This is a genomic window from Kitasatospora sp. NE20-6, from assembly GCF_045862635.1.
In genome coordinates this window covers 41020-67435 of the sequence record NZ_BPRL01000003.1, presented here as the reverse complement: position 1 = coordinate 67435, position 26416 = coordinate 41020, and the positions used below count along the sequence as shown (strand labels likewise).

The 26416-nt window shown below is 73.1% G+C and carries 24 protein-coding genes, 1 tRNA gene and 1 pseudogene; 4 read left to right on the top strand and 22 right to left on the bottom strand.

The window, feature by feature from the left end:
* Positions 1-130: 130 nt before the first annotated feature.
* From SNE206_RS02620 to SNE206_RS02550, 15 genes and pseudogenes are all read right to left on the bottom strand, one after another.
* Positions 131-1555 (bottom strand): hypothetical protein, encoded by a 1425-nt coding sequence (locus SNE206_RS02620; RefSeq protein WP_407911669.1) that lies wholly within the window; start codon positions 1553-1555, stop codon positions 131-133.
* Positions 1556-1685: 130 nt separating this feature from the next.
* On the bottom strand, positions 1686-2495 hold the full coding sequence (locus tag SNE206_RS02615) for a hypothetical protein (RefSeq protein WP_407911668.1): 810 nt from the start codon (positions 2493-2495) through the stop codon (positions 1686-1688).
* A 285-nt stretch (positions 2496-2780) separates the two neighbouring features.
* Positions 2781-3131 (bottom strand): peptidase inhibitor family I36 protein, encoded by a 351-nt coding sequence (locus tag SNE206_RS02610; RefSeq protein ID WP_407911667.1) that lies wholly within the window; start codon positions 3129-3131, stop codon positions 2781-2783.
* Between the two features lie 293 nt (positions 3132-3424).
* The gene (locus tag SNE206_RS02605; RefSeq protein WP_407911666.1) at positions 3425-3772 is read right to left on the bottom strand and encodes a peptidase inhibitor family I36 protein; all 348 of its coding nucleotides are present in this window, start codon (positions 3770-3772) and stop codon (positions 3425-3427) included.
* 106 nt (positions 3773-3878) lie between these two features.
* Positions 3879-4937 (bottom strand): transposase domain-containing protein, encoded by a 1059-nt coding sequence (locus SNE206_RS02600; protein ID WP_407911665.1) that lies wholly within the window; start codon positions 4935-4937, stop codon positions 3879-3881.
* 577 nt (positions 4938-5514) lie between these two features.
* Entirely contained in the window at positions 5515-6738 is a 1224-nt protein-coding gene (locus SNE206_RS02595; RefSeq protein WP_407911663.1) for a cytochrome P450, read from the bottom strand.
* Positions 6735-7994, bottom strand: coding sequence for a cytochrome P450 (locus tag SNE206_RS02590; RefSeq protein WP_407911662.1), 1260 nt, complete (start codon positions 7992-7994; stop codon positions 6735-6737). Before SNE206_RS02590 ends, SNE206_RS02595 begins: the two co-directional genes overlap by 4 nt.
* The gene (locus tag SNE206_RS02585; protein ID WP_407911971.1) at positions 7991-8572 is read right to left on the bottom strand and encodes a GTP-binding protein; all 582 of its coding nucleotides are present in this window, start codon (positions 8570-8572) and stop codon (positions 7991-7993) included. Before SNE206_RS02585 ends, SNE206_RS02590 begins: the two co-directional genes overlap by 4 nt.
* Positions 8573-8726: 154 nt before the next feature.
* Positions 8727-9083: a DUF742 domain-containing protein gene (locus tag SNE206_RS02580; RefSeq protein ID WP_407911661.1), complete on the bottom strand. Its 357-nt coding sequence runs from the start codon at positions 9081-9083 to the stop codon at positions 8727-8729.
* On the bottom strand, positions 9080-9523 hold the full coding sequence (locus tag SNE206_RS02575) for a roadblock/LC7 domain-containing protein (RefSeq protein ID WP_405010978.1): 444 nt from the start codon (positions 9521-9523) through the stop codon (positions 9080-9082). Before SNE206_RS02575 ends, SNE206_RS02580 begins: the two co-directional genes overlap by 4 nt.
* Positions 9520-10737, bottom strand: a pseudogene (locus SNE206_RS02570) (sensor histidine kinase); the annotation flags it as partial. The gene SNE206_RS02575 and the pseudogene SNE206_RS02570, both read right to left, overlap by 4 nt.
* 21 nt (positions 10738-10758) lie before the next feature.
* Positions 10759-11262, bottom strand: coding sequence for a hypothetical protein (locus SNE206_RS02565; RefSeq protein ID WP_407911660.1), 504 nt, complete (start codon positions 11260-11262; stop codon positions 10759-10761).
* A 332-nt stretch (positions 11263-11594) separates the two neighbouring features.
* Positions 11595-12566 (bottom strand): HNH endonuclease, encoded by a 972-nt coding sequence (locus SNE206_RS02560; protein ID WP_407911659.1) that lies wholly within the window; start codon positions 12564-12566, stop codon positions 11595-11597.
* A 327-nt stretch (positions 12567-12893) separates the two neighbouring features.
* Positions 12894-14969, bottom strand: coding sequence for a bifunctional polysaccharide deacetylase/glycosyltransferase family 2 protein (locus tag SNE206_RS02555; protein WP_407911970.1), 2076 nt, complete (start codon positions 14967-14969; stop codon positions 12894-12896).
* 106 nt (positions 14970-15075) lie between these two features.
* Positions 15076-15546 (bottom strand): hypothetical protein, encoded by a 471-nt coding sequence (locus SNE206_RS02550; RefSeq protein ID WP_407911658.1) that lies wholly within the window; start codon positions 15544-15546, stop codon positions 15076-15078.
* A 301-nt stretch (positions 15547-15847) separates the two neighbouring features.
* On the opposite strand from SNE206_RS02550, the gene SNE206_RS02545 reads away from it, so the two are divergent.
* The gene (locus tag SNE206_RS02545) at positions 15848-16816 is read left to right on the top strand and encodes a glycoside hydrolase family 16 protein (RefSeq protein ID WP_407911657.1); all 969 of its coding nucleotides are present in this window, start codon (positions 15848-15850) and stop codon (positions 16814-16816) included.
* Between the two features lie 633 nt (positions 16817-17449).
* Positions 17450-17668, top strand: coding sequence for a hypothetical protein (locus SNE206_RS02540; protein ID WP_407911656.1), 219 nt, complete (start codon positions 17450-17452; stop codon positions 17666-17668).
* Positions 17669-17829: 161 nt separating this feature from the next.
* Here the strand turns inward: SNE206_RS02540 and SNE206_RS02535 are convergent.
* From SNE206_RS02535 to SNE206_RS02515, 5 genes are all read right to left on the bottom strand, one after another.
* Positions 17830-17903 (bottom strand) — tRNA-Pro (locus SNE206_RS02535).
* A gap of 153 nt (positions 17904-18056) precedes the next feature.
* Entirely contained in the window at positions 18057-19442 is a 1386-nt protein-coding gene (locus SNE206_RS02530; RefSeq protein ID WP_407911655.1) for an MFS transporter, read from the bottom strand.
* A gap of 33 nt (positions 19443-19475) precedes the next feature.
* Positions 19476-20300, bottom strand: a complete 825-nt coding sequence (locus SNE206_RS02525) for a DUF1684 domain-containing protein (RefSeq protein WP_407911654.1) — start codon at positions 20298-20300, stop codon at positions 19476-19478.
* 118 nt (positions 20301-20418) lie between these two features.
* Positions 20419-21282, bottom strand: a complete 864-nt coding sequence (locus tag SNE206_RS02520) for an acyl-CoA thioesterase (RefSeq protein ID WP_407911653.1) — start codon at positions 21280-21282, stop codon at positions 20419-20421.
* A 263-nt stretch (positions 21283-21545) separates the two neighbouring features.
* Entirely contained in the window at positions 21546-22256 is a 711-nt protein-coding gene (locus tag SNE206_RS02515; protein WP_407911652.1) for an alpha-ketoglutarate-dependent dioxygenase AlkB family protein, read from the bottom strand.
* 273 nt (positions 22257-22529) lie between these two features.
* On the opposite strand from SNE206_RS02515, the gene SNE206_RS02510 reads away from it, so the two are divergent.
* Positions 22530-23333, top strand: coding sequence for an MBL fold metallo-hydrolase (locus SNE206_RS02510; protein WP_407911651.1), 804 nt, complete (start codon positions 22530-22532; stop codon positions 23331-23333).
* On the opposite strand, the gene SNE206_RS02505 is transcribed toward SNE206_RS02510, so the two are convergent.
* Complete coding sequence (locus tag SNE206_RS02505; RefSeq protein WP_407911650.1) at positions 23258-23830, bottom strand: transglycosylase family protein; 573 nt, start codon at positions 23828-23830, stop codon at positions 23258-23260. The two genes, SNE206_RS02510 and SNE206_RS02505, sit on opposite strands and share 76 nt — an antisense overlap.
* 294 nt (positions 23831-24124) lie before the next feature.
* A complete protein-coding gene (locus SNE206_RS02500; RefSeq protein ID WP_407911649.1) occupies positions 24125-24853 on the bottom strand; it encodes a transglycosylase family protein in 729 nt (242 codons plus the stop codon).
* Positions 24854-25434: 581 nt separating this feature from the next.
* On the opposite strand from SNE206_RS02500, the gene SNE206_RS02495 reads away from it, so the two are divergent.
* A complete protein-coding gene (locus SNE206_RS02495; protein WP_407911648.1) occupies positions 25435-26349 on the top strand; it encodes a hypothetical protein in 915 nt (304 codons plus the stop codon).
* The last annotated feature ends 67 nt before the right edge of the window (positions 26350-26416 follow it).

Genomic DNA, 26416 nt, shown 5'->3' with positions numbered 1-26416 from the left:
CAGAACGCCACCGCACAGCGCCAGTTGCCCGGTCCGGTCTCCGGCGCGGCCGTATCGTCCCGGTCGCGCAGCGGATCCCACGGAGCTCGGGGCCCGGCCTCCGGGGGATCCGCCGCACGGCGGGCCCCGATCAGCCCCGCATCGGGTAGCGGCAGGCGGCATGCGCCGCCTTCACCAGGTCCGTCCCCGGCGGGACGGCGGCGAGCGGCAGCGCCGCCCCTCCGCCGCTCCCGCCCGCGCCGGTACCCGTGCCTGCGCCCGTGCCGCTTTCCGTGGAGAGCGGGAGCAGACGGGCGTCGACCACCGCGGTCGGGCCCCCGCCGCCCAGGCACGCCGCCGCCACGACGGGCACGGTCGCACCCGGCGCCGCCTTCGCCTGCAGCGGCCCGATCCGCCACGGTGTCGCAAAGCCCAGCGCCGCCGTGTCGGTGAGCCCGATCTGCTGCCACGTCGGGGTCATGTCGGAGGCGCCCGGCGGGGCGAAGTACGCGGCGAAGCCGACGATCGCCACCTGGGTGCCCCGGGCCCGCAGTTCGACCGAGTCCGAGCCGCCGGGACGCACCGCGGAGAGGGCGACCGCGGTCGGCGCGGGCACGGAGTCCGGGCAGGCGCTCGGCTGCATGCCGCCCGGCGGGTTGCCGTGCACCACGGCGGACGAGACCACCCCGCCGCCCTCGACCTGGAACCACCGGATGTCGGGCGTGCCCGCGGTGATGTCCACGACGACGTCGCCCAGGCAGTACCCGGTGAGCTGCAGCGAGCAGGTGTTGCGGGCACGCCGAAGGACCGGTGCGCTGATGCTCGCACCGGCCCTGATCTGCGTACTGACGTTGTAGGTCGTACCGGAGAACACGCCGGCCGGGCTGTCGGGGAAGCACTCCGGCGGTGCGGCGGGCGTCGACGCGGCGATGTCGGGCGCACCGTCGGCACCGGCGTGGCGGACCGCGAACACCCCCGCGAGCACGACCACGGCGAGCGCGGCGGCGAGCGCCGACCACCGGGCCCAGGCGGGCACCGTCACGCCCGGACCGGCCGTGAGGTCCTCGGTGGGCGGCGGCAGTTCGGGCACCTGCGCGGGCGCGGCTCCCGGCGCTCCCGGCCTTGCCGGTTCGGAGGGTTCGGCCGGTTCCGCCGGTTCCGTCCGCTCTGCCGATTCCGTCGGCTCGACCGTCGGGCCGGCCTCGGCCGGCGGCTCGTCCCGGGGGGCCGGCCGCACCGGGTGGGCCCCCTTCGCCACGCGTCCGTCCGCACCGGAGCCCGCGGAGCCCGCAGCGGCGGCGCGTTCCTGCACGAGTACGGCGTCGAGTTCACGCCAGCGCCGCTCCCAGCCGGGCACGTCGCCGCCGCACGCGCCGACGTAGGCGAGCGTGACCTCCAGGCTCGGCTGGCGGACGCCTCCGGCGGCGTCGCTCAGGGTGGTCGCACTGAATCCGGCCAGGACCGCGAGCGCGCGGTAGGTCGGGTTGCCGGCGTCCTCCCTGACGTTCCTGAGGGCGTGGGCGAAGGCCGGTATCGGCCCGTCGGCCGGATCGACGGGGCGCGGTTTGCGGGCCACTGATTCTCTCCTCGGTCTCCCGACTCATGATCATCGGGTGCTGGGAGAACTGTGCTCGCAGTCCCGATGTTCCTGACGGGTACAACACAGAAGAGTCTGGGCCATGCGCGGGACGACCGGTGACGCAGGGTCAGTCTGCGCCGCGCAGCACGTCGGTCACCACGGCGTCCTGCTCGCCCATCTGGATCTTCACGGTCCGCAGTTCGGCGGCGTGCGGCGCCAGCAGCGCGTTCTGCCGGTCCACCTCGGTCGCGAACCAGACACCGACCACGTTGTGCTGCTGCTTGCACGCGACGTCGGCCTGGGCGGTCCGCTGCTCGCCGGCGGCCGGTTCGGGCTTGCCGAACGCGGGATCGTTCACCGCGTCGAGCGGTGTCGCGTAGGTGAATCCCTTGTCACGCATGCAGGACGACCACGCCTGGAAAACCTTCTGAACGGCCGGCGCCTTCAGTGATTCGTCGAAACTCCGGGCGTCGACCTGCTGCACGAGCGCCGCCTCGCCGAGGAATGTCGAACGCCCCGAGAGCCTCTTCGTCATCTCCGCCATGCAGCCACCCGGACCGACGGGCTTACCGCGGTATTCCGTGGCCGTTCCGTCGTTCTTTCCCGGCGACCCGTTCCCGTTCAGCACGAGCTGATATCCGGCGTCCTTGTTCGGCGCCGGTTCGGCCGTACCGGTCGGCGGCAGATAACCGCGGTTCGCCGGCCCGAAGTGATATCCGGTGGTCCGCGCCTGCTCGGTGTTCGCCACTCCGTAGCGCATTTCCGTCACCGTCTCCGGCTCGCTGCGCGGGGCGGGCGGGCTGCCGGTGAATTCCAGCCCGTACCGCTTCACGCAGGCCGTGACCAGTGCCTGCGAGGCACGGTCCATCCGGAGCCGGGCCTGCGGCGTCAGCAGGTAGTCGGCGGCCGGGAGCCGGAGGTCGGTGGCGTCGAGCACGGTGGGCGTGGCAGCCGGCGCCGGGGTCGCGGCGCCCGCGGGCCCCGAGCAGCCCGAGGCCGCGGCGAGGACGGCCGCGGCGCCGAGGACGGCGGCGAGGACGTGGCGGAGGTGGGATCGACCGGGCATGACCTGGGTGACTCCTCGTCGGACCGGTGGCGTGCAGAGGTGCGGGGGACTGGCCCGCCGTACGGGCGCCCGCCGGGTGCGGCGGTGACGGCGACGACGGCGGTGCGCCGGGACGGCGCGGGCCGGCCGGGCTGAGGCCCGGCCGGCCCGGTCGGTTCAGGAGAAGCGCAGCGAGGCGTTCTCGTTGTAGGTGTTCGCCAGACGGGCCTGGCCGGTGCCCGGCGCGAGGCGGTCCGAGACACCCGCGTAGTTCGAGTTGAAGTAGATCGTGGCGGTGCTGGTGCCGTAGTTCCACGCGGAGGCGGCGTTGTTCTTGATCGGCTGGCCGTGGATGAAGACGTACCCGGCGAAGTCCGAGATGTTGCTGTAGAAGTGCGCCTGGTCACCCGCGTAGTTCGAGTTGTAGTACAGGCCCACGTGGTTGTCGGCCGAGGCGGTGCCCGCGGCGAGACCGGTGAGGGCGGCGGCGACGGTGGCGGTGGCGGCGATGGCGGCCTTGATGCGCATGGGTGGTCCTTCCCAGGGTGTGCGGAACGGGGAGTACGAGCGGAGTACGCGGTGCGGGCTGTGCCGAGGCGCGGGTGCCGGACGACGTCGCGCGGATCGGCAGCTCGGCGGTTGTGCGGACCGGCACGGATACGGATCAGCGGCCGCGGTTCACCGGCTGCGGATCAGCGGCCGCGGTTCACCCGGTGCCGGTCGGCGGTGCTGCCGGGCGGTCGGGTCCGGCGCGCGCGGCGGCCTGCACGCGCGCGCCGGGGCGGCCGGCCGGGATACCCGGCCCGGCCGGCCGGTGGGGCTCAGGAGAAGCGCAGCGAGGCGTTCTCGTTGTAGGTGTTCGCCAGACGGGCCTGGCCGGTGCCCGGCGCGAGGCGGTCCGAGGCACCCGCGTAGTTCGAGTTGAAGTAGATCGTGGCCGTGCTGGTGCCGAAGTTCCACGCGGAGGCGGCGTTGTTCTTGACCGGCTGGCCGTCGATGAAGTAGTAACCGGAGAAGTTCGACACGTTGGACGTGAAGTTGACCCAGTTACCGGCGTAGTTCGAGTTGTAGTAGAGCGTCGCCGAGTTGCTCGCGGACGCAGTGCCCGCGCCGACCGTGGCGAGCGCGAGCCCGACGGCACCGAGCGCAATGGCAGCCTTGATACGCATGTGTTCGTCCTTCGCCTGGTGGAGTGCTGGAGCCGGATTCCGGATTGACTTTCTCCGACGTCCGGAACGCTAACCCCGGGGTCGTTCCGGCGGCAAAGCCGTTTGTTTAGTGACGGGTTCGCATCACAACTGCCGTCATCACGGACGAACGGGCGGGCCGGCCGACGGGCCGGCAGGCGAGTTCGGGCGCTCGGGACGCCGCACGGTGCTCCCGTGCGGCCGCCGGGGCCCCGTGCGCGGACCGCCGCGCGGCGTGGTGCACCAGCAGCCGCCCGTACAGCTCCTGGTCGATGCCCTCGGGCGTCCGGCTGATGAGGCCGGCGCCCGCCGGGTCGGGCCCGCGCAGGGCGGCGCGCAGCGTGCCGTGCGCGGCACCCGCCATGACGTAGCCGCCCAGCAGTTCGCGGGCCGGTGCCTCGACCGGGTCGAGCAGGGTGGTGACGAGGTCGGGGCCGATGACCCGCCACGGGCGGCCCGCCCGGCTGACGATGAACGAACCGTCCCGGAGGCGGAGTTCGGGCTGGAACGGCACCACTGGGGACGGCAGTCGCCGGATCACACCGATGCCACCGGCGGCCGCGGCGGCCGCCGCCTCCGGACCGAACGGCCCGCCCTCGACCACCAGGAGCGCCCCCGGCGCCACCGAACGCAGCAGCGCCCCGACCGGATCGGGCGCCTCCCACTCCGCGTCGAGCACGACACCGGTGCCGCACTCGACCAGCCCGGCCAGTGGCAGCCGCGCCCGGCCGGAACCGTCCGGGAGGTCGACGGCGTGCTCCTCGACCAGCAGCACCGGCCGCCCCCGCCAGCGGCTGCCCGGCGTGTCCGGGCCTGCCGACGGGCGCACGCAGGAACGGAACAACTCGCGTAACGGGCCCGCGCCCAGGCGTTCGCGGGCCTGGAAGATGCTCGCCTTGGTCGGCAGCGGTCCGTCCTCCCACAGCCCGGCCCGGCACAGCCCGGACGTCAGCCGCCGCATCACCTCCAGGTACGGCGCGGGTGCGAACAGCGCCATGGCCAGCACGAAGTAGACCATCAACCGGGCGGACAACCGCCGCCGGCGCTGCTCGGTGCGGCCGCACGAGGCGATCGCCGCATCGACGGCGGACGCCGGGTACGTACGGACCAGCAGGCTCAACCCGTCGAAATCGGTGTGTTCGGACAAGGGCGATCCCTCGCGTAGTGGTGGGCCGACGGCGCGCACGGAACGGCCGTGCGCGGCACCGCGGGCGGACGGGCGGGGCGGGCAGGCCCGTCAACAGCCCCGGGAAGCGGGCGCGGTGTCCGCACGACGTGCCCGGGGCCGGTCACCGGGGTTGCACCGGACGCCGATCGGCGATCTCACAGCACAACCCCCCTCCGTACACGCCCTGCACGCCGGACACGCGGACGCGACGGGCCGACCGGCCGCGACCGGTCGGCCCCGCGCACACCGGGCACGTCGACCGGCCCGGGTGAACGGCACCCGCCCGGCCATCCTCACCCGGCCCGGTATCCCCCGCGTATCGCCGTGCGTCCCGCCCGCGGGGCGCCGTCGCGCGGATCCCGCCACCGGGGCACCGGTCCTGCCGCGGGGTCCCCCGCGGCGCCACCCCGGCTCCGGGCACGAAAAAGCCGCAGGTCGGCGGACCTGCGGCTTCGTCGGAATAGCGGCACCGGCACCACCCCCGGCACCCGTGCCGGCCTCACGGGCCGTCCCGGCCGGGCGGGAGCGGGGAGGTGCGGGCGGGAGCGGGGAGGTGTCAGCGGAGGCGGACGGGGAGGTCCTGGAGGTCGTTCTGCGTGAGGACCGGCTTGTTGCGCAGTTCGGTGCGCGGGACGGCCAGGTGGAGGTCCGGGAAGCGCGCGTAGAGGGCGGGCAGGGCCACGCCGGCTTCGAGGCGGGAGAGCGCGGCGCCGGGGCAGACGTGCGGCCCGTGGCCGAAGGCGATGTGGCGGTTGGGCGAGCGGGTCACGTCGAACTCGCCGGCGGTGGGCCCGTGGGCCTCCTCGTCGCGGCCGATGGCGGCGTAGGAGACGATCAGGGCGTCTCCCGCGGGAATCACCGCGTCACCGACCGGCACGTCCTCGGCGGCGAACCGGATCAGCACGTGCGAGGTCGGGGTGGACCAGCGCAGGGTCTCCTCGACCACCGCGTCCCAGCCGACCTCGCCGGCGCGCACCCGCGCGAGCTGCTCGGGGTGGGTGGAGAGGTTGACGACGGCGTTGACGATCAGCGAGATGGTGGTCTCGTGGCCGGCCGCCATCATCAGCTGGAGGGTGTTGAGGATCTCCTCGTCGGTGAGCCGGTCGTCCCCGTCGGAGGCGAGGATCAGGGCGCTGGTGAGGTCGTCCCCGGGCTCCTCGCGGCGGGCCTTGACCACCTGGCCCATCAGGCCACCGAGTTCGGCGAGGGTCGCGAGCACCTCGGCGGGCGGGGTCTGGGTGGAGAAGAACTTCTCGAAGAGCACCTTGAGCCGGGGCAGGCCGTCCTCGGGCAGGCCCATCAGCTCGCTGATGACGTACATCGGCAGCGGGTAGGCGAACTCCGCCTTCAGGTCGACCACTTCGTCCGCCGGCCGGTCGGCGAGGCCGTCCAGCAGTCCGGTGGTCAGCTCGGCGACGCGTTCGCGCATCAGCTCGACGCGGCGCGGGCTGAGGGCCTGGGCGACGAGCGTACGGAGCCGGCGGTGGTCCGCGCCGTCCACGGTGAGCATGGAGCGGCCCGGGTTGGCGAGCCCGATCAGCGGCCAGTCGGCGGGTATCTCGCCGCGCTGCCAGGCGCCCCACAGGTTGATGTCCTTGACCAACCGCTTGTCGGTGAGCAGTTGGCGGGCCTCGGCGTGCCGCGTGACGGCCCAGACGGGCACACCGCCGGGGAGTTCGACCTCGACGAGGGGGCCGGCGGCCCGCAGCCGGGCGCTCTCGCCGTCCAGGTCGGTGACGAAGGGGTCGAGAACGATGCGCGTGCCGCTGGAAGAAGTCATCTCGTCGTGCCTCCAAGGGTCGGGGTCGGGGTGAATCGCACGGGGAGCTCCGTCAGGCCGCGCAGCCAGGGGGACGGCCGGCGGGAGAGCGTTTCGGCGGGGGTGTCCAGGTCGATGTCGGGCAGCCGGTCGAGGACGACCTCGATGGCGGTCCGGGCGACCACCTCGGCGATCTCCTGCGCCGGGAACGGGCAGCGGTGCTCACCGTGACCGAAGGAGAAGAACGCGTTGTTCCCGCCGGTGAGGGCGGCGCCGTCGGTGCGGACCCGCGGGTCGGAGTTGGCGGCGGCCAGGCCCAGCAGCAGCATGTCGCCGGCCCTGATGTGGCGGTTGCCGAGCCGGGTGTCGCGGGAGGCCCAGCGGCCCGCCACGTTCTGGGTGGGGGTGTCCTCCCAGAGCACCTCGTTCATGGCCTCGGCGACGCTGTTGCGTCCGCCGAAGAGGGAGGCGGCAAACCGGTTGTCGGTGAGCATCAGCCGCAGCGAGTTGCCGATCCAGTCGGCGGTGGGCTGGTGGCCGGCCGCCATCATGACCATCAGGTCCTGCGCGACCTCCTCGTCGGTGAAGCCGGAGGTGTCGGCGAGCATCCGGGAGACGACGTCGTCGCCGGGCACGGCGTGCTTGTCCGCGAGGAGGCTCTGCATCGACGCGCCCAGGTGCATCATCCCGGCCATCGCGCGGTCCTGGCCGTCGATCATGTCGTTCATCGCGGAGACCAGGCCGGGCCCCTGCCCGTCGGAGAAGCCGTAGAGCCGGGCAAGCACGCGCACCGGGAGCAGCATCGCGTAGTCGCCGACGAGGTCCGCACTGCCGCGGGCGCAGAAGGCGTCGATCAGCTCGTCCGCGAACCGCTCGGCGTGCAGGCGGAGTTCGGTGGGGGCGACGGCGCCGAGGGCGTTGCTCACCATCGCGGCGCGCTCCCGGTGCCGCTCGCCGACGGTGTAGAGGATGGACGGCTGCTTGTGGCCGATCATCGGGCGCAGCGGCCAGTCCTCCGGGATGCGGTCCCACTCGCTCCACAGGTCGGAGTCGCGGCTGAAGAGCACCGGGTCGCCGGTGACCTGGTGCAGTTCGTGGTAGCCGAGCACCAGCCAGGCGGGCACGTCGCCGTCGAGCACGACGGGCGCCACGGTGCCGTGCTCCTGCCGCATCCGCCGGTACAGCACGGCGGGTTCGGTCTGGAACTCGGCACCCGACAGGGGGACGCGGGCGGGGCCGTCGGCGGTCTCGGCGGTCTCGGCGGTCTCGGCAGTCACTGGGAGGTCTCCTGGAGGGCGTACAGGGATCGGACGTGCTGCACCAGCGTGATGAGCACGTGCTTGCTGGAGTCCCGGAGGCGCGCGTCGCAGACGACGAGCGGCACCTTCGGGTCGAGGTCGAGGGCCTCGCGCACCTCCTGCTCGGTGTGGACGGGGCCGTCGAACTCGTTGCACGCCACGATGAACGGGGTGCCGTGCGCCTCCAGACAGTCGATGGCGTACCAGGAGTCCGAGATCCGGCGGGTGTCGACCAGCACGACGGCACCGAGGGTGCCGGAGAACAGCCGGTCCCAGAGGAACCAGAAGCGCTCCTGCCCGGGGGCGCCGAACAGGTAGAGCACGTTGCGCGCGTCCAGGGTGATCCGGCCGAAGTCGAAGGCCACGGTGGTGGACTCCTTGCCGCGGACCTCCGTGACGTCGTCGACGGCCTCCCCGGCGCGGGTCATCGTCTCCTCGGTGCTGAGGGGGCGGATCTCGCTGACGGAACGCACCATCGTGGTCTTGCCGACACCGAAGCCGCCGACGACGACGATCTTGAGACCGTTGTCGGAGGTGGCCCGGAGCTCCGTGCGCACGGCCGGCAGGCCGGTACCGTCGGGCAGGTCCGGGTCAGCCGGCAGGTCCGGGTCGGCCGGCCGGCCGCTGCCGGTGGGCAGGTCCGGGTCGGCCGGCAGGCCGCTGCCGGTGGGCAGGTCGGTGCCGTCCGACCGGCCGGTGCCGCCCGGCCGTTCAGAGGTTGCGGAGGCCAACGAGCACCTGCTCCAGGAGGTCGGGGTCGGGACGGCTGTAGGCGGCCGCCGCGGTGCGCGGATGGCGGGCGCTGATCCGGCCCGTGTCGAGCAGGTCGGAGAGCAGGATGCGGACGATGCTCACCGGCAGCCGGAGTTCGGCGGCGATCTCCACCACCGCGGTGGGCCGCTGGCACATCCGCAGGATCGCGGCGTGCTCGGACTGCAGGCCGACCGCCGTGTCGAACTCGGCGACCACCAGGGTCACCAGGTCGAAGACGTCCGACCCGGCACGGCTGCGGCCGCCGGTCACGGTGTACAGCCGGTCCGGCGCGTCGTCCCTGCCGGGGCGGCTCACGGCTGCTCGGTGCGGCGGGGTGCGGCGCGCAGGTGCTCGCCGATCTGCTCGACGAGCTCGCTGACGTTGTGGCCGACGAGCCCCGCGTCCGCCTCCTCGGTGGCGATGACCGCCACATGGGCGCCCTCGCCGGCCTCCACGATGAACAGCAGCCCGCCGTAGAACTCCGTCACCGCCGAACGCACACCGCCGGAGCCGTCGCCGAACTCGATCGACGCGCCGTACGAGAGGGACTGGATGCCGGCGGCGATCGCCGCGAGCTGGTCGGCCTGGTCGACGGAGAGCCCGGACGTGCGACAGAGCTTCAGGCCGTCACGGGAGAGGGCGAGCGCGTGCCGGGCGCCGGGGGTGCGCGCGAGCAGGTTCTCCAGGAGCCAGTCCAGCGTGCCGTCGGTGGTGGACGCGGACGCCGGGGTGGGCTCGTTGACGGTGGCGGTCATCGGGGGGTGTCACCTTCCGGGTACGGGGAAGCGGCCGGGGCCCGGCCGGTGATCGGTTCGGCGTCCGGCTGCTCCGGATGCCCGGGCACCGGGACGGTGCCCGCCGAGGTGCCGCGGACGGCCTGGCGGAAGCTGCTGAAGCGGGCGAGGCCCGCGCCGGCGCTGGTGCCCGGCGCCGTCCGGGGCGGCACGCTCTCACGGCGGCCCCCCTCCGCAGCGGCAAGGGTCTGCCCGCGCTGCCGGCGGGCCAGGCCCCCGGCGCCGGGAGCCTCCTCCGCGGTGACGGACCGGCCCGGCTCGTACGGCGCGGTGGCAGGAGCGGGGGCAGAGGCAGAGGCAGAGGCAGTGGCAGGAGCGGCCGCCGGGGCAGCCGCAGGCGCGGCCGGGCGGCCCGCACCGCCCGCCGTACCGGAACCGAGCGCGAGCGACGTACGGGGGGCCGAGCCCGGCTGCGGAGCGGTGACCCGGGTCAGCAGTTCGTGCGGCATGAGCACCAGCACGCCGGTGCCGCCGCGGGCGGACGGCCGGAACGACACCGAGAGACCGTGCTTGCGGGCCAGCCGGCCGACGACGGCAAGACCCAGCCGGGTGCCGGTGAGGCCGCCGAGGTCAGTGCTCTCCCCCGAGACGGCGCGCTTGGCACGGTCCAGCTGCACCTCGCCCATCACCAGGCCGCTGTCCTCGACCGAGACGATCACGCCGGCGGGGACCTCCTCGACGTACACGTGCACCTCGGCCGTCGGAGCCGAGAAGTTCGCGGCGTTGTCCAGCAGTTCGGCGAGCACATGCATGACACCCTCGGCGGCGTGCCCGGCGACGGCCACGTCGCTGCCCGAGTGCACCCGCACCCGCTGGTAGCCGCCGATCCGGCCCATCGCCCCGCGCAGGATCGACTCCATGCCGATCGGACGGGCCCACCGCCGGCCGGAGCGCGCCCCGGTCAGCACCGCGACGGAGTCCGCGATCCGGCCGGCCTGCGCCGCCCGGTGGTCCAGGTGGAGCAGGTCGCCGAGCACCGTCTCGTCGCTGTGCCGGTCCTCCATCTCCCGCAGGTCGGCCAGGATGCCGGTGGCCAGCGCCTGCAGCCGGCCCGCCGCGTTGGCACAGGCGGCGAGCGCCGCAGCCCGGTCGTCCTCGGCCCGCCGGGCCGCCGCGGCCAGCCGGCCGTTCTCCCCGGTGAGCCGCAGACGCTCCCGGTCGTACTCCTCCGACAGTGCGGAGACGACCCGCTCGTGCTACTCGCCCAGCGTCGCGATCCGGCCCGCGTGCTCCTCCGACAGCTTCGCGAGAAGGCGCTCGTGCCCGTCCTCCAGTGCCGCGATCCGCAGCGTGCCCTCCTCGGAGAGCGTGGCGACGTGGTGGGCGTGCTCGTCGGCCCGGGCCGCGATCCGGCGCGTGTACTCGTCCGTCAACCGGTGCCGCTCGGAACCGAGTTCACGAGCGAGTCCGTCCCGCTCCCGGAGCAGCCGGTCGGCGTCCCCGGACATCGACTCCGCCTCCGCCCGGTGCCACCGCGCGGACCGCACGCCATGCACGGCCACCGCCACGGCACCCCCGCACAGAACCGCGAGGACGGCCCCGCCCACGACGACCCCCGCCCGCGCCGACCCGGGCACGGCGGCGGCGGACACCGCCACCACCACCCCGGCCACCAGCACCGCCGCCAGGAACCCCGCAGCAGGTCCACGCAGCCGCGAACGCTCCGAGCCGCGCCGAGGAAAGGGAGGTGACGCCGTCATCAAAGTCCTCTGGGATGCTCGTGGCCGCGATGTCGCCCAGCGGATGCCGTCGATAGGGACGCGCACCTGTCAGATCAACTGTTGGTCACTATAGATGAGTTGACGATCACTTAGGAACACCGTCCAACTCCTGAGCGCATCCACTTCCACGTGCACAAGCAGCCGATTTCAGACAAGACCTGACGAATCTCCGACCCACGTCCAGGCAAGCGTGCCGCCACCGCCACACCGTCCTCGCCGCCACCCGCGCCGAGCACGCACCCGCCGCACCACCTGGGTCCGACGGGAACTCCGATCACGGTCGCGGGCCTCGCCGGTGACCGTTCCAGGAACTACCTCGCGCCGGTGCGGTGAAGCGTCCAGTGCGCCTCCAACCACGCCACGTGGCCCTTGGACAACCGGGAGACCACTGCGGCGTCCTGAAGCTGCGCGTAGGACGGATAGGCGGCGAGCTGGACGGACACGTCCACGGTCAGCCGCTCGGGATGCACCGCCACCAGGCCCAGGTCGAACAGGCGGTGCAGGTCCCGACGCAGGAGCAGGCCACCGTCCTCGTGGTGTTCGCCGTTGGCCGCGTAGCTGTAGAGGTGTGCTGCGTCGAGGGCGGCACGTGGGGTCGGGCCGGTGAACGCGCAGGTGTCGCCGTGCTCGGCCAACAGGCGCTGACGGAAGGCCCGCTGTCCGAGCCTGGCTCGGACAGTGACGATACGGTGACCGCCCTTCATGGACCGGTCGCCGTGGAAACCCTGCTGGTCACCGTGGAAACCCTTGCGGCCGGCGTCGACGATCCGCACCGTGCTCCCACCGGTCGCCTCGATCGCGGCACTCAGCCTGTCCCACCGGATCGGGCGCAGGCTGTTCTGCGACTTCGGAGAGTCGCACAACGAGCGCAGGACGGGTCCGGTCAGGAGGCCGGTCATGTCCGTCCAGAACGCGTCGTGTCGCGAGCGGTAGGTGGTGACGGATCTGCGGCGGGTGTTGGGGACGTCGAACTCGGCCGCGCAGTCCCAGCACACGTACACCGGCAACTTGGTCTTGCGGGCCTTGAAACTGGCCCTTCCGCAGGCCGGGCAGCTGTAGACGTCCTTCTCGGACTGCTCGGTCGCGATGTCCTCGATGACCGAGACGCCGAGCAGGGCCTTCTTGTCCCACAGCGCGATCACGTCACCGGGCTGCATCGCGGCGTGGTTGGGGACGGTGCTGTCCCAGCTGTAATGCCGCGACGGCTCATCGTCGTACCCGTCGTTGCCCCCGTGCGAGCGGTCGTCCCCCACCGCCAGAACCAGCCACGCAGCCATACGCATGCCCCCATTCCTCCGACCCCACGGCAACGGCGCACCCACCTACCAGGAGCTCGCACACCGTCGCCCACCAACCTAGCCCTCCCCGGCTACGCCCCACCGTGCGCCCGTCACCGAACAGCGCGGCAAGGTGGACGACCGCCCCGCTCGATCCCGGCCGTGCGGGGACGCCCGCAGGCCGCGGGGTGCCGTGGGCCACGGAGAACGTTCCCGAGGCGCCGGTCTCCGCCCCGACCACCTGATCCGCGGAAACCGGTCCGGCCTGCGCGTGCGCCACCACCGCGTCTTCGACGTATCAAGCTGTCCAGGACCCCCGGGGGGACTTCTCGGTCACGCCTCCACCGGTGCGGCGACCTCGCCGGTGCGCCGGAGCTTCTGCCAGCGCAGTCGGCCACCGGTCATCGCGGTGATCGCGGACTGCAGCAGGACGATGTACATCAGCTGCCGGTAGACCAGCTGCTGGGTCGGGAGGCTGATCAGATGCCAGGGCTTCTCGCGGTCGAGCCGGAAGGCGTACCAGGAGAGCGCGGCCTGGATCAGCAGGAAGCCGCCGAAGCTGGTGAGGGTCAGCCCGGCGTCCGCGAACAGCACGCCGTATATCAGGAAGATGTCGACCAGCGGCGCCAGTAGCGGGGCGACCACGCCGAACAGCACGACGAGCGGCAGCCCGAGGCGGCCGAAGCGCCCGGCCGGTCCTCCGGCGGTGACGGCGCGGCGGTGCTTCCACATCGCCTGCATCGAGCCGTAGCTCCAGCGGTACCGCTGGGACCAGAGCTGCTGGAGGCTGGCGGGGGCCTCGGTCCAGGCGCGGGCGCGCTCGGTGTAGACGATCCGCCAGCCTTCGCAGAGCACCGCCATGGTGATGTCGGTGTCCTCGGCGAGGGTGTCGTCGCTCATCCCGCCGACGGCCTGCAGGGCCTCCTTGCGGAAGGCGCCGACCGCGCCGGGGATGGTCGGGATGATGCCGAGCATGTCGTACATCCGGCGGTCCAGGTTGTGGCCGAGGACGTACTCGATGTGCTGCCAGGCGCCGATCAGGGTGTCGCGGTTGCCGACCTTGGCGTTGCCCGAGACCGCGCCGATCCCCGGGTCGCCGAAGGGCTGGACCAGCTCGCGCACGGTGGACGGCTCGAAGACGGTGTCGCCGTCCATCATCACGACGATGTCGTGCGAGGCGGCCTCGATGCCGACGTTGAGCGCGCTGGACTTGCCGCCGTTGACCTTGCGGATCAGCCGGACGAACGGCAGGTCCATCTCCTCGACGATGTCCGCGGTCTCGTCCGAGGAGCCGTCGTCGATGACGATGACCTCGATCGGGTAGTCACTGGCGGCCAGCGAGTTGAGGGTGTTGGCGATGCACTCGCGCTCGTTGTAGGCCGGGACGAGCACGGTGACCGGCCTGGTGACGGGCTCGCCCCAGGCGTCCTGCCGCTTGGCGCGGCGGGCGTGGATCGGAGCGAGGACCAGCATCAGCGCGAACCGGCCGAAGTTCAGGAAGCCGACCACGGCCAGCAGCCCGATCAGCACCGGCAGGGTGTGCAGGGCCAGCTGGGTGGCCCAGATGTAGCCCTTGCCCGCCCACAGCTGGAAGCCGTGCACCGGCGTGGTGGCGCTGGAGGCGCCGAGCGCCTCGGAGATGGTGGCGAAGCGGTAGCCGTCGGCCCGCAGCTTGTCGATGAGCACGCCGAGCGCCTCGACGGTCTGGGAGCGGTCGCCACCGGCGTCGTGCAGCAGGATCAGCTCGCCCGCGCCGGGCTTGGCCGGCAGCCCCTCCTTGACGATCGCGTCCACACCCGGACGCTTCCAGTCGTCGGTGTCGTGGTCGATGAAGGCGGTGACGTAGCCGCGGGCACCCAGGTACTTGATCACCGGGTAGCTCCAGTCGTCCAGCGCGGCCGAGTTGGAGGAGTACGGCGGGCGGAACAGCGAACTGTGCACCCCCGCGACGCCGGCCAGCGCCAGCTGGGTCTGGGCCATCTCCCAGCTGATCCGGGTGTGCGACTGGAACGCCAGGTCGGGGTGGGTGAAGCTGTGCAGGCCGATCTCGTGGCCGCCCGCCACGATCTTCCGGATCAGGTCCGGGTTGCGGGCGGTCATGGCGCCGGTCACGAAGAAGTCCGCGCGGACGTCGCGGGCCGCGAGGATCTCCAGGATCTTCGGGGTCCACTCCTCCGAGGGGCCGTCGTCGAAGCTCAGGACCACGGTGCGGTCCGGGATGCTGTAGCTCACCGGGTGGTCGTTCCTGCTGCCGCGCGCGTCGATGATCGGGCCGCCCTTGAGCAGGTCCTGCGGCACGGTCGTCTGGTCGGCCGAGTCGGCGACCCGGGCGTCGTGGAACACCTCGTTGGTGGCCAGGCCGCGCAGGACGATGAGCGAGAGCAGGCACGCCAGCAGGGACAGCGGCATGAAGAAGCGCAGCGGCGGCGCGGCCAGCCGACGCGGCCTCCGCAGGGACTGCCGACGGCGCTGGTGGCGGGACAATGGCGCTCCTGGAGATGGGTGGTGCGGCGGTTCAGGGCTGCTTGGTCGACTGGCCCGAGGGCGTCGCGCCACGCCGTGGGGTGGTCGTCGACTTCGGTGTGGTCTTCGTCGAGGGGGTCGCGGAGCGCGAGGGCGTCCTGGGCGAGGACGGCGAGTGCGACGGCGACGCCGAGTGCGACGGCGAGCGCGAGTGCGACGGGGTGGGTGACGGCGACGTCACGGGCGTGGGCGACGGGGCCGGCGAGTGGACAGGCGGATGCGCGGGTATCCCCATCGCCGGGGCGTCCGCCTGCATGCCGACCATGCTGCTGGCCATGCCGACCGCCAGGATCGCGCCGACCAGCGAGACCGGCCAGCCGAGGCCCCGCAGCAGCCGGCCGCGCAGACCGGACTGGTCGACGAACACCGGCGCGGGAGCAGCCTCTTCAAGGCTTGACTCGTACACGTCAGACTGCGACGGGTGCACCGGTCCGTGTTCGACGGAGGTGATGGCTGGGCGCACCTTGCGACGCCTTTCAGTGCAGGGTACGTGGACCGCGGGAGCGTAGAGCGAACGCTAGTACACCGGCCTGAACCGAATGAGGACCGATGGGTGGATTTGACCCGATCTGACGGGGGGTTGTAATCGGATCGAAATGCCGGTCGACGCATACCGGAGTGCAAGCGTGCACTCACCGTCGACCTCGGACTCCGGCCCTCCGGATCCGGACGGGCACGCACCGGAGGGGCTTGCCCGTCCCGTTAGGATGACCCCCTCATCTGATCAGTGCGCACGTGTGATCGGTACGCCCCAAGGAGCCCGCGTGAGTCAGCCCCGCCGCATCCCTCGTCACCGCGTGTGGAGCGTGCTCACCCTCCCGACCCTGCTGTGCGTGCTCACCGCCTGTTCGAGCGGTGCGGCGTCCGGTGGCGGCGACGGCGCCGCCGCGACGGCGAAGGACGGGTCCGCGACCAGCGCCTCGCCGACCCCGACCGGCCCGCCGGGCACCCTGTTCGACAGCTTCCAGTACACCGGTCCCACCGACCCCGCGCTCACCGCCCACGGCTGGGAGATCCGCACCGGCGAGGGCGGCCCCGGGATCAAGGACACGTGGTCCGACGCCGGCGCGAGCTTCCCCGCCGACACCACCGCCCAGGGCGGCCGGACCCTGCAGCTGCAGGCGTCCACCGACGGCACCCAGAAGGGCACCAAGCAGGTCGAGATCCAGAGCACCGGCACCAAGCTCTTCAACGGCACCTTCGCCGCCCGGGTCTACCTCAGCGACAAGCCGGCCGGCGGCAAGAACGGCGACCACGTCGTCCAGTCCTACTTCCCGATCTCCCCCTCGGACGACTCGGCGAACTACAGCGAGCTCGACTACGAGTACATGCCGAACGGCGGCTGGGGCACGCCGGGTCCGCAGCTCGACACCACCAGCTGGTTCAAGGCCGATCCGCCGGACCGGGTCACCAAGCCGCACAAGCAGCACTACAAGGGCTGGCACGTCATGATGGTCACCGCCGTGGACGGGAAGGCCACCTACTCCATGGACGGCAAGGAGCTGTTCACCAGCACCGGCAAGTACGTCCCGCGCGAGAAGATGGACGTCCACTTCAGCAACTGGTTCATCGACCTGCTGCCGTCCCTCGGCGGACAGCGCACCTGGAACCTGAAGATCAACTGGTTCTACTACAAGGACGCCGCGGCCGTCCCCTACACGGACGTCCAGAAGACGGTGGACGACTTCTACAGCGCCGGCACCAACTTCGTGGACACCCTCGCGACGTCCTGAACCCGGCCCCAACGGCGAAGGACGGGCCCGGCCCCCGGCCCGTCCTTCCGCCGCAGACACCCGACCGGTGGCCGGCCGGGAGGATCCCGCTCAGCCAGCCGAAGGTCCCGGTGGATCATCGGCTTCCACACGTCACCGGCGTGCCGGCGGCCGACCGCACCGTCTCGCCGGCCTCGTAGCCGTCGCCCCTGGGTCAAGCTGCCACCTGACGTGGAGCACCAGCCCCACCGGGCAACTCCCTTCCATGCCCGGCGCGGTGGACCGGTCTTCGGACGAAGAAGCAGCCCTCCCGTTCCGGGGCGTTCGAGACCGAGAACGACACACTCGGCTGGATCGAACGGATGCAGAAGGCCGCCTCCGCGGCATCGCCCCGACCGAAGCCACGATGGCGGTGGCCGACCGCGCCGTGTACGGGTGGATCGCGGACGAGTGCAGCAAATCGACCGTGAAGTCCAGCCTCGCGGTGACGTGAACCCGGCCCGGATGGTCGGTTGACAGCAGGAGTACAAGCAGGCCAGGGACGAACTGGACGGCCCCTGCTCTCTCGCACTGCGCAACCGGGCGGCGCTGGACCAACTCGCCACGGCCCTGGTCGAACGTCCCGCCGACCAACACCCGGGGCGGGACGACGTCATGAGGTTCACGGCCCGCACCGCCACCCGCATCGAGGAGGCCTCCGGTGCCCGGACCAAAAACATCAACCGGACGACCTGGATGCGGGACCTCTGTCGGCAGACCACGCCCGGCCCCGTCCTGCTGTTAAACAAGGGCAACAAGGGCAAGCGCCGGAGAACGGCCCTACTGATCCCCGAAATCCGCCCGCTGCCGGAACAACGCCCCACGAGGCGCTGAGCGCGCACCTGAGCGGCCCGCGCAGGGCCCCTGGTCCCGAAAGTGGTTCCGCCGAACTCCCCCGGACGCCACCTGCGGCTCGTTCGCTGAACGACCGCAGGAACGGCAAAAGCCCCGCTGGTCTGGACTTTCGTCCAGTCAGCGGGGCTCCGACATTTCTGTCGGGACGACAGGATTTGAACCTGCGACCCCTTGACCCCCAGTCAAGTGCGCTACCAAGCTGCGCCACGTCCCGTGGTCCTGTTGCTTCGGTTCGCCGACCGGGGTCGGTGATCTTCGGCTTCTTGACCTTGTCCCCGGTCTCCCGGCGACGTGGAAAACAATACAGCACGTGGAGGGGTGCTCGCTGCCAGGTTTCGGGTGTGGGGGGTGGTGGCGAGTTGGCTGGTCAGGGGGTGGGGTGGCGGGAGTCGTAGCGGAGGAAGGCGGGGCGGCGGGCGGCGAGGAGGAGGACGGCGGCGACGCAGGCGAGTCCGCCGGTGACGACGGCGGTGGTGACGGAGGAGGTGAGGGCGGCGACGGTGCCGGATTCGAAGTCGCCGAGGCGGGGGCCGCCGGCGACGACGACGATGAAGATGCCCTGGAGGCGCCCGCGCATCTCGTCGGGGGCGGCGACCTGCATCATCGTGTTGCGGAAGATCATGCTGACGGTGTCGGCGCAGCCGGCGGCGGCGAGGAGGGCGAGGCCGATCCAGAGGTTGTGGACGAGGCCGAAGCCGGCGATGGCGAGGCCCCAGGCGGCGACGGCGGCGAGGACGGCGGCGCCGTGGCGGTGGACGCGGCCGACCCAGCCGGAGAAGAGCGCGCCGCCGAGGGCGCCGACGGCGGGGGCGGCGACGAGGAGGCCGACGGTGCCGGCGCCGCCGCCGTAGAAGCCGGCGGCGATGGCGGGGAAGAGGGCGCGCGGCAGGCCGAAGATCATGGCGGCGAGGTCGGCGAGGAAGCTGGTGCGCAGGTTGGGGCGGGTGGCGAGGAAGCGCAGGCCGTCGAGGACGGAGGCACGTCCCTTGCGGTCGCCGAGGGGACGCATGGCGGGCAGGCGCCACATGGCGTACAGCGTGGCGCTGAAGGCGACGGCGTCGACGATGTACGCGGACTGCACGCCGTACGCGCCGATGAGGAGGCCGCCGAGCATGGGGCCGACGGTCATGCCGAGGTTCATGCTGACGGTGTTGAGGGCGTTGGCGGCGGGGAGCTGGTGCTTGGGCACGAGGCGGGGGATCATCGACGACCGCGCGGGCGAGGCGAGGGCGAAGAATCCGGCCTGGGCGGCGACGGCCGCGTACAGCAGGGCGACGGCGCCGAGGTCGAGGACGGCCTGGGTGGCGAGGAGGACGGAGACGACGGCGAGACCGGCGGAGCCGATGAGTCCGAGGCGGCGGCGGTCGACGGTGTCGGCGATGGCGCCGCCCCAGAGACCGAGGGTGACGAGGGGGACGAGTGAGAAGAGTCCGACGAGGCCGGTGGCGAAGCTGGAGCGGGTGAGGTCCCAGACCTGTACGGCGACGGCGACGGCGGTCATCTGCTGGCCGACGGAGGAGACGGTCTGGCCGAACCAGAGGCGCCGGTAGTCGGGGTGGTCGCGCAGGGGTCCGATGTCGGCGAGGGCTCCGCGGGCGGCGCGGCCCAGGCGGCCGCCCGCTGTCGCTGCCGGGGCGGGGTCGGGTCCGGCTACGGGTATGGAGTCGTCGTCAGCGGCAGGGGCACCGGTGGCCGGGACACCAGGAGCAGGGGCACCGGGAGCCGGGGCGGCGGCGGGATGGTCTGAGGGCATGCCACCATCGTCGACCAGGAGTCTTTGCCGGGGTCAGGCGGGTTCCCCCTTGGTGACGACGTGCCGTTCGCCGGCTTCCACGGCGACGGGGAGCTTGTTGCCCGGCGGCGGGAACGGGCAGATGAAGTGGTCGGCGAAGGCGCAGGGCGGCAGGAAGGCGCGGTTGAGGTCGAGCACGGTGCGACCGTCGGCGTCGGGGGCGGGCAGGGTGAGGAACCGGAAGCGGTACGTCTCGTGGCCGCTGGTGGTGTCCGCGATGACGGCGCTCAGCCGGCCGCCGGTGGAGCGGCCGACGGTGAGTGCGTGCTCCTCGCCGCAGAGGGTGAAGGCGATCTGCCCGGCGAGGGCGAGGGGGCGTTCCCGGCCGTCGGCGTTGGGCACGGTGAGGGCCTGGTCGCCGTGCTCGAACGGTGTGAAGACGGCGGGGACGGCCCAGTCGGGGGCGTACGGGTAGGTGTCGATGCCTGCGAAGGCGGTCCGGGCGGGTGCGGCGGGGTCGAAGACGCGCAGGGCGAGTTCGCCTTCGCGTTCGATCGGCACGAGCCGCAGCTCGCCGTGGGTGGCGCGCTGCGGCTCGGGGTGGGTGTCGGGGCGGAGGGCGACCTCGCCGTGCAGGGACGCACCTCCGGGCGGGGACGCGTCGCCCTCGGGGAGGATGCCGTCGGCGGCCTCGGCGTGCAGCCGTACGGTGCCGTCGTGGGCCCACCATTCGCCGGGGAGGCCGGGGATGCGTTCGCGGTCGGGCCCGAGCCAGTGGGTGCCGACGAGGGCGAGCGGCCCGTGCGGGGCGCCGGCGGCCGCGGTGCGGGCCTCCGTCCAGCGATGCCAGGATTCGAGGGCGGTCTCGGCGGCGGTCATCGGATGTCCTCCTGAGCGTCGGCGCGTGGCGGGTACGGCTGGGGCTGCGGGTACGGCTGCGGGCGCGGGGTGGGCCTCGGTGCGGGGCGGGCTGCGGGTGCGGGCCGGTGGGCGGCGGTCAGCGCCGTCCGAGCGGTCGGAAGAGTCCCTCCTGGACGACGGACACCACCAGCTGCCCGCTGCGGTCGAAGATCTCGCCGCGGGCGAGGCCGCGGGCGCCGTGCGCGATCGGCGACTCCTGCTGGTAGAGCAGCCATTCGTCGGCGCGGAACGGCCGGTGGAACCACATGGCGTGGTCGAGCGAGGCCATGTCGAAGTTGCGTTCGCCCCAGAGGGGTTCGACGGGGGCGCGGACCGCGTCGAGGAGCGTCATGTCGCTGGCGTAGGTGAGCGCGCAGACGTGGATCAGCGGGTCGTCCGGGAGGGCGCCGTTGGTGCGCAGCCAGACGCCGCTGCGCGGCTGGACGCCTTCGAGGTCCTCCTTCGTCCAGCGCAGCCGGTCGACGTAGCGGATGTCGAAGGGCTGGCGGCGGCTGATGAAGGGCGGCAGTTCGCCGAGGCGGGAGCCGACCTCGTCGAGGGCGCTGGGGAGGTCCTCGGGCGCGGGCACGTCGGGCATCGCGTCCTGGTGCTCGATGCCGCCCTGCTCGGGCAGGTGGAAGTCGGCGGTGAGCGCGAAGATCGACCGGCCCTGCTGGATCGCCAGGACGCGCCGGGTGGTGAACGCGCGGCCGTCGCGGATGCGGTCGACCTGGTAGACGATCGGCACGCCGGGCACGCCCGGGCGCAGGAAGTAGGCGTGCAGCGAGTGGACGGGGCGGCCGGCTTCGACGGTGCGGCCGGCGGCGACGAGCGCCTGCCCCGCGACCTGGCCGCCGAACGTCCGCTGCAGGGCCTCCTCCGGGCTGCGGCCGCGGAAGATGTTGAGCTCGATCTGCTCCAGGTCGAGCAGGTCGACGAGCTGGTCGACGGGCGTCCCCATGGTCGTGTGTCCTCTCCCGGCCGCCGCCCGCCGGTCCCGGGATCTCCGGTCCGGCGGCGCCCGGCGCCTTCTACGTCTACCGAGAAGTCTCCTCCGTATCGGGGAATTCCCGCCGCCCGGGGGTGTCGGTCACCGGGATTCCGGCCGTCGGCATGGCGTGGGCGGGCCTGGCGTGGGCAGGCGTGGGTAGGCGTGGCGGCCACCGTCCCACGGGCAGCGGACATCGGGACGGTGGGCAGCGGACATCGGGCGGCAACCGGCGGTCAGGCCAGCCCCGACTGCCGGACGGTGATGTTCAGACGCCCGGTCAGCCCGAGCGCGGGATCGGCGGTGCCGGGCAGGGTGCGGACGACGCCGTGGTAGGCGAACCGGGCGGGGCCGCCGAAGACGAAGAGGTCGCCGCTGCGCAGTTCGAGGTCGGTCCACGGGCGGGTGCGGGTCTCGGTGTTGCCGAACCGGAAGACGCAGGTGTCGCCGAGGGAGAGGGAGACCACCGGTGCGTCGGTGCGTTCGTCCTTGTCCTTGTGCAGGCCCATCCGCGCACCGTACGGGTAGTGGTTGACGAGGGCGGTGTCGGGCGCGTACCCGGCCGCACCGGCGATGTCGGGCACGTCGTACCCGGCCGCACCGGAGACCGGGGCACGGTCGCCGGGGCCGTACGCGGCGGTGAGGGCCCGGCGGGCGAGGTCTCCCAGTTCGTCGGGGAACGGTTTGACGGGGGCGCCGTCCCCGTCGACGACGGTGCGGGCGTAGCCGTACGGGTACCAGTGCCAGCCGAGGCAGACCGTCCGGACGGACATCTCGGCGCCGCCGGGCAGCCGGACGGTCCGCATCCCGGCGGGCGGGCGCGCCCAGGCGCGGCAGGCCTCGACGAGCCGGCGCTGTTCGGCGGGGGCCAGCCAGTCGGGGAGGTGCACGGCACCGGGGGCCGGGTCGGCGCGCTCGCGCGGGAACGGGAGGGGATCGCCGCTCATGCCCCCATCCTTCCAGCCCACGGGAGCCCACGGAGGCTTCCGGCAGCGGCGCACTCCCCCGGTCCCACCCCGTCCCGTCCCGTCCGGCGCCCGGACGCCGACCGCACCCGCCCCCGGGACGGCGGGACCGTCCCGGGCCCGATCGACATGCGCCGACGGGTGCGGCGGCCCACGCTGGTCGGGAGGCCCGGCCCGCCCCTGCGGCGCCGCGCTCCCCGCCCGCCCCGCCGCTGCGCGTACGCCGCGCCGCGCCGCGCCCCCGAAGGAGCCGGTATGAGCAGGCTGGACTTCGCCGTCGTCGACCTCCCCGAGTCGTCGATGCACAAGACGGCCGTGCTCGTCACGGGCGCCCACGGGACGATGCTGGTGGACACCGGGTTCACCCGTTCGGACGGGCGGCGGCTCACCGAGGTCGTCCGGGCCGTCGGCCGGCCGCTCGACACGGTCGTGGTGAGCCACGGCGACCCGGATTTCTACTTCGGCACCGAAGAGGTGCAGAACGCCTTTCCCGACGCCCGCTTCGTGGCCCACCCGCAGGTCGTGGCGCACATCGCGGAGACGTACCCGGCCAAGCTGGCGGTCTGGGCGCACCTGGGCAGCGAGCTGCCGACGCGGCCGCCGCGGCTGCAGCCGCTGGAGGGCGACGTGGTGACGTTCGAGGGGCACCGGTTCGAGGTGCGCGGGTTCGAGCCGAAGCTGCCCGGCCACCACTTCCTCTGGGAGCACCGCAGCCGGGTGATGCTCGGCGGGGTCGCGCTCTTCCAGGGCGTGCACGTGTGGACGGCGGACACCCCCGACCCCGCGCAGCGCGCCGCCTGGATCGACCTGCTGGACGCCATGGAGGCGCTGGAACCGGCCCTGGTGGTGGCCGGGCACAGGACGGCGGGCGCCCCGACCGACACCTCGGCGATCACCTGGACCCGCGACTACCTGAAGGACTTCGAGCGGGAGCTCGGCAAGGCGCCGGACGCCGCCGCGGCCCAGGCGGCGCTGCTGCGCCTCTACCCGGACGCGGGCCTGCCGGTGGCCGTCGAGCTCGGCACGAAGGTGGCGAAGGGCGAACTGGCCTGGGGGTGAGCGGCGCCGCGGCCGGGGCCGGTCCGCGGCAGCAGGCCGATCTGCCGGGCACAGGACGCCCAGGCCTGCCAGCCCTGTCGGCTCAGGATCTCCTCGGCGACGGTGATCTGCTCGCGCCGGGCGGCGAGGTCGGGGCGGGCGGCGAACTGCAGTCCGCCGGCCTCGGCCCAGGTGGGCGGCCAGATCTGGAGGCCGCCGTAGTAGCCGTTCCCGGTGTCCGCCTGCCAGTCGCCGCCGCTCTCGCAGTCGGCGAGGGCGTCCCACACCGCGTCGGGGGTGGGGACGCCGGCATCGGCCCGGGCGGTGACGCGCCGGCCGTACGGACGGACTCCGGCGGGCCCTGCCCCGGCGGCCGCCACGGGGTGCGCACGGGCGGGCACCGGGGACGGGACCGCGGCCGCGGACGGCGCAGACACCAGGACACCCGACACCAGCACACCCGGCAGCAGAACGCCCGACACCAGCACACCCGGCAGCAGGGCCAGGGGCGCGAACACCGGACGGAGCGCCCTCAGGGCCTCGGAGCACACAGCACCCGAGCGTAGCCACCGCACGGGGACACCGCCCGCGGACCGGACGCCAGGACCACCAACCCGGGAACCACCGACCCGGGGACCACCGACCCGGCAGCGCCGACCCGCGAGCCCCCGTCGGCAAGACACGCGGCAAGACCCGCGGCAACGCCCGCCGGCCGCCGTCCGTACGCGGGGTACGGGCGGCGGCCGGCGGGCGTCGGCACTGCGTCAGCCGTGGGCGGTGGACGCCGTGCCGGGCTGTTCGGGGGTCCGGTGTCAGACCGACAGGACCTGGCCCGGGAGGATCAGGTTCGGGTTGCTGCCGATGACGCCGGCGTTGTTGTCGTACAGGGTCTTCCAGTCGACGCCCTTGGCGTTGGCGATCTTGCTCAGGGTGTCGCCGGCCTGCACGGTGTACGAGCCGCCGTCGGTCTTCTTGGTGTTCCAGTCCGACTTGGCGCGGGTCTCGCTGCGCGAGGCCTTCTGCTCGGTGTCGGCCTTCGGCGCGGTGGTCGCCGGGGCGGCGGCCTTGGGCGCAGCAGCCTTGGGCGCGGCGGCCTTCGGGGCCGGGGTGGCGGCCGGGGTGGTGGTGTCGACCTGGGCGGCGGCGCCGCCCTTGGTCAGACCGGCCTTGACGGAGCAGACGGGCCAGGCGCCGGGGCCCTGCGAGGCGAGGACCTTCTCGGCGACGGAGATCTGCTGCGCCTTGGTGGCGAGGTTGGCCTGCGAGGCGTACGCGGTGCCGCCGAAGGCGGCCCAGGTGCTGTTGGTGAACTGCAGGCCGCCGTAGAAGCCGTTGCCGGTGTTGATGGCCCAGTTGCCGCCCGACTCGCACTGGGCGACGGCGTCCCAGGTGGAGACGGAGGCGGCGGAGGCGGAGTTGGCCGTGACGAGGCCGGCCACCGGGAGGGCGGCGACCATGGCGCCGCCGACGAGGGCCGTCCGCACGCGGTTGCGCTTGACGGCGGTGGTGGTGGCAGCGGCGGACTCGTTACGGAAGGTCATGGGATTCCTCTCCACAGCCCCGGGCGGGCATGCGGAACCAGAGCCCTGGGGGCCCGGTTCGTCTGCCTCGTCCGCAAGGCGGCTGTGCACGTGTCGTACGTGCCGTGCCGCCCCGGCCACCGTCCTCGCCGGCCGCGGTGGTCAGCCGCTGCGGCGGGCACCGGCTCCGACCGGTCGGAGCCGGTGGGCGGTGCGTGGGGGTGAACCCGGGAAGTGCTCGGTGCACTGCCCAAAAAGCTACGAGCCGTCCGGCCGGGCACCAAACGGTTTCGGGTCCGCGCAGCTCAGCGGTGCGTTACCGCCGGTATCGATCTAGCAGATCGCAACACTATGCCCCTTTTGACCATATTTTCCATGATCAACCATCGCCCGGTCGTGACCCTGCTCACCGGTGACGCGCTGTGACCTCGGGCACAGGATCGACAGACGGCGACCATTCGCCCACCCGTTGCAGTCAGATCCGCGGCAAATCCCGTCGTCGCCGGACGCACCCGTGACCCCGGCCACAGGCGGCCCGTTGGGAATGGCGGCCACGTGCGCCCGTGCCACCCCTGACGACCGGAGGAGTCCCCTTGCCGCGCATGCTCGATGTCTGCGACGAAGTACGAGCCGAGATCGGCGACGACGAGGCGGATCGCCTGCTCGCCGGCGCCCACGCCCCCGACGCCTACGACTGCACCTCCTGCCGGGGCCCCGGCGACTCGCTGCGCGAAGCCACCAGCACGGTGCTCTTCATCGGCGACGAGACGGCCGTGCTCGCCTTCGCCCACGCCCGCTGCATCCCGTCCCAGGTGGTTCCGGTGGCCGAGGAGCAGCTGCTGGGCGCCGTCCGCTCGATCAGCCAGGCGCAGGGCGGCGTCGGCGCGCCCGCACCGTCCGCCTACGCGCCGGAGCCCGTGCACGCCGCCCACGCCGGGTACCCGGCCACCGCGCACGCCTACCCGGGCGTCCCCGCGCCCGCCTACACGCCCCCGCCCGCTCCGGCCCCCGCACCCCAGTACGCCCCCGCCGACCCCGGCGCCCAGCCCGCCGTCCTCGGCGTCACCTGCGGCCTGGTGCTCTGCGGGGACACCCCGTACGCCGCGCTGGTCGTCGAGCCGACCGGCCCGATCGCCCGGCCCGGCAGCGGCTCGGCGGAGGACGAGTTCCTCTCCCTCCTCACCGACCACAGTTTCCAGCTCGTCGGATCGGTCGACCGGGTGCCGGTGCGCCCGCTCACCGGCTGGTCGGTGCTGATGGCGATGGGCCAGCTGCACGCGATCCTGCAGCCCTCCGCGGCCGGGGGCAGCACCGCCTGGTGGCAGGCCCACCAGCCGCTCCAGGTCACCGACGCCTGGCGGTCCTCCGTGAGCCGCCGCTCGGAGGTGATCATGTACGCCGTGCCGGCCGGCACCATCGGCCGCCAGCCCCGCGAGGACCTGCTGCGCATCGCCCTCGACCGGGCCGCCGGTCAGGGCATCCTGGCCGCCGGCATGCTCCCGCTCGCCGGCACCTGACCGCCCCCGGAGGGACACCGACCCGGCAGCACCGGCCCACCCGGCACCGGCGCCCGGCACCCAGCAG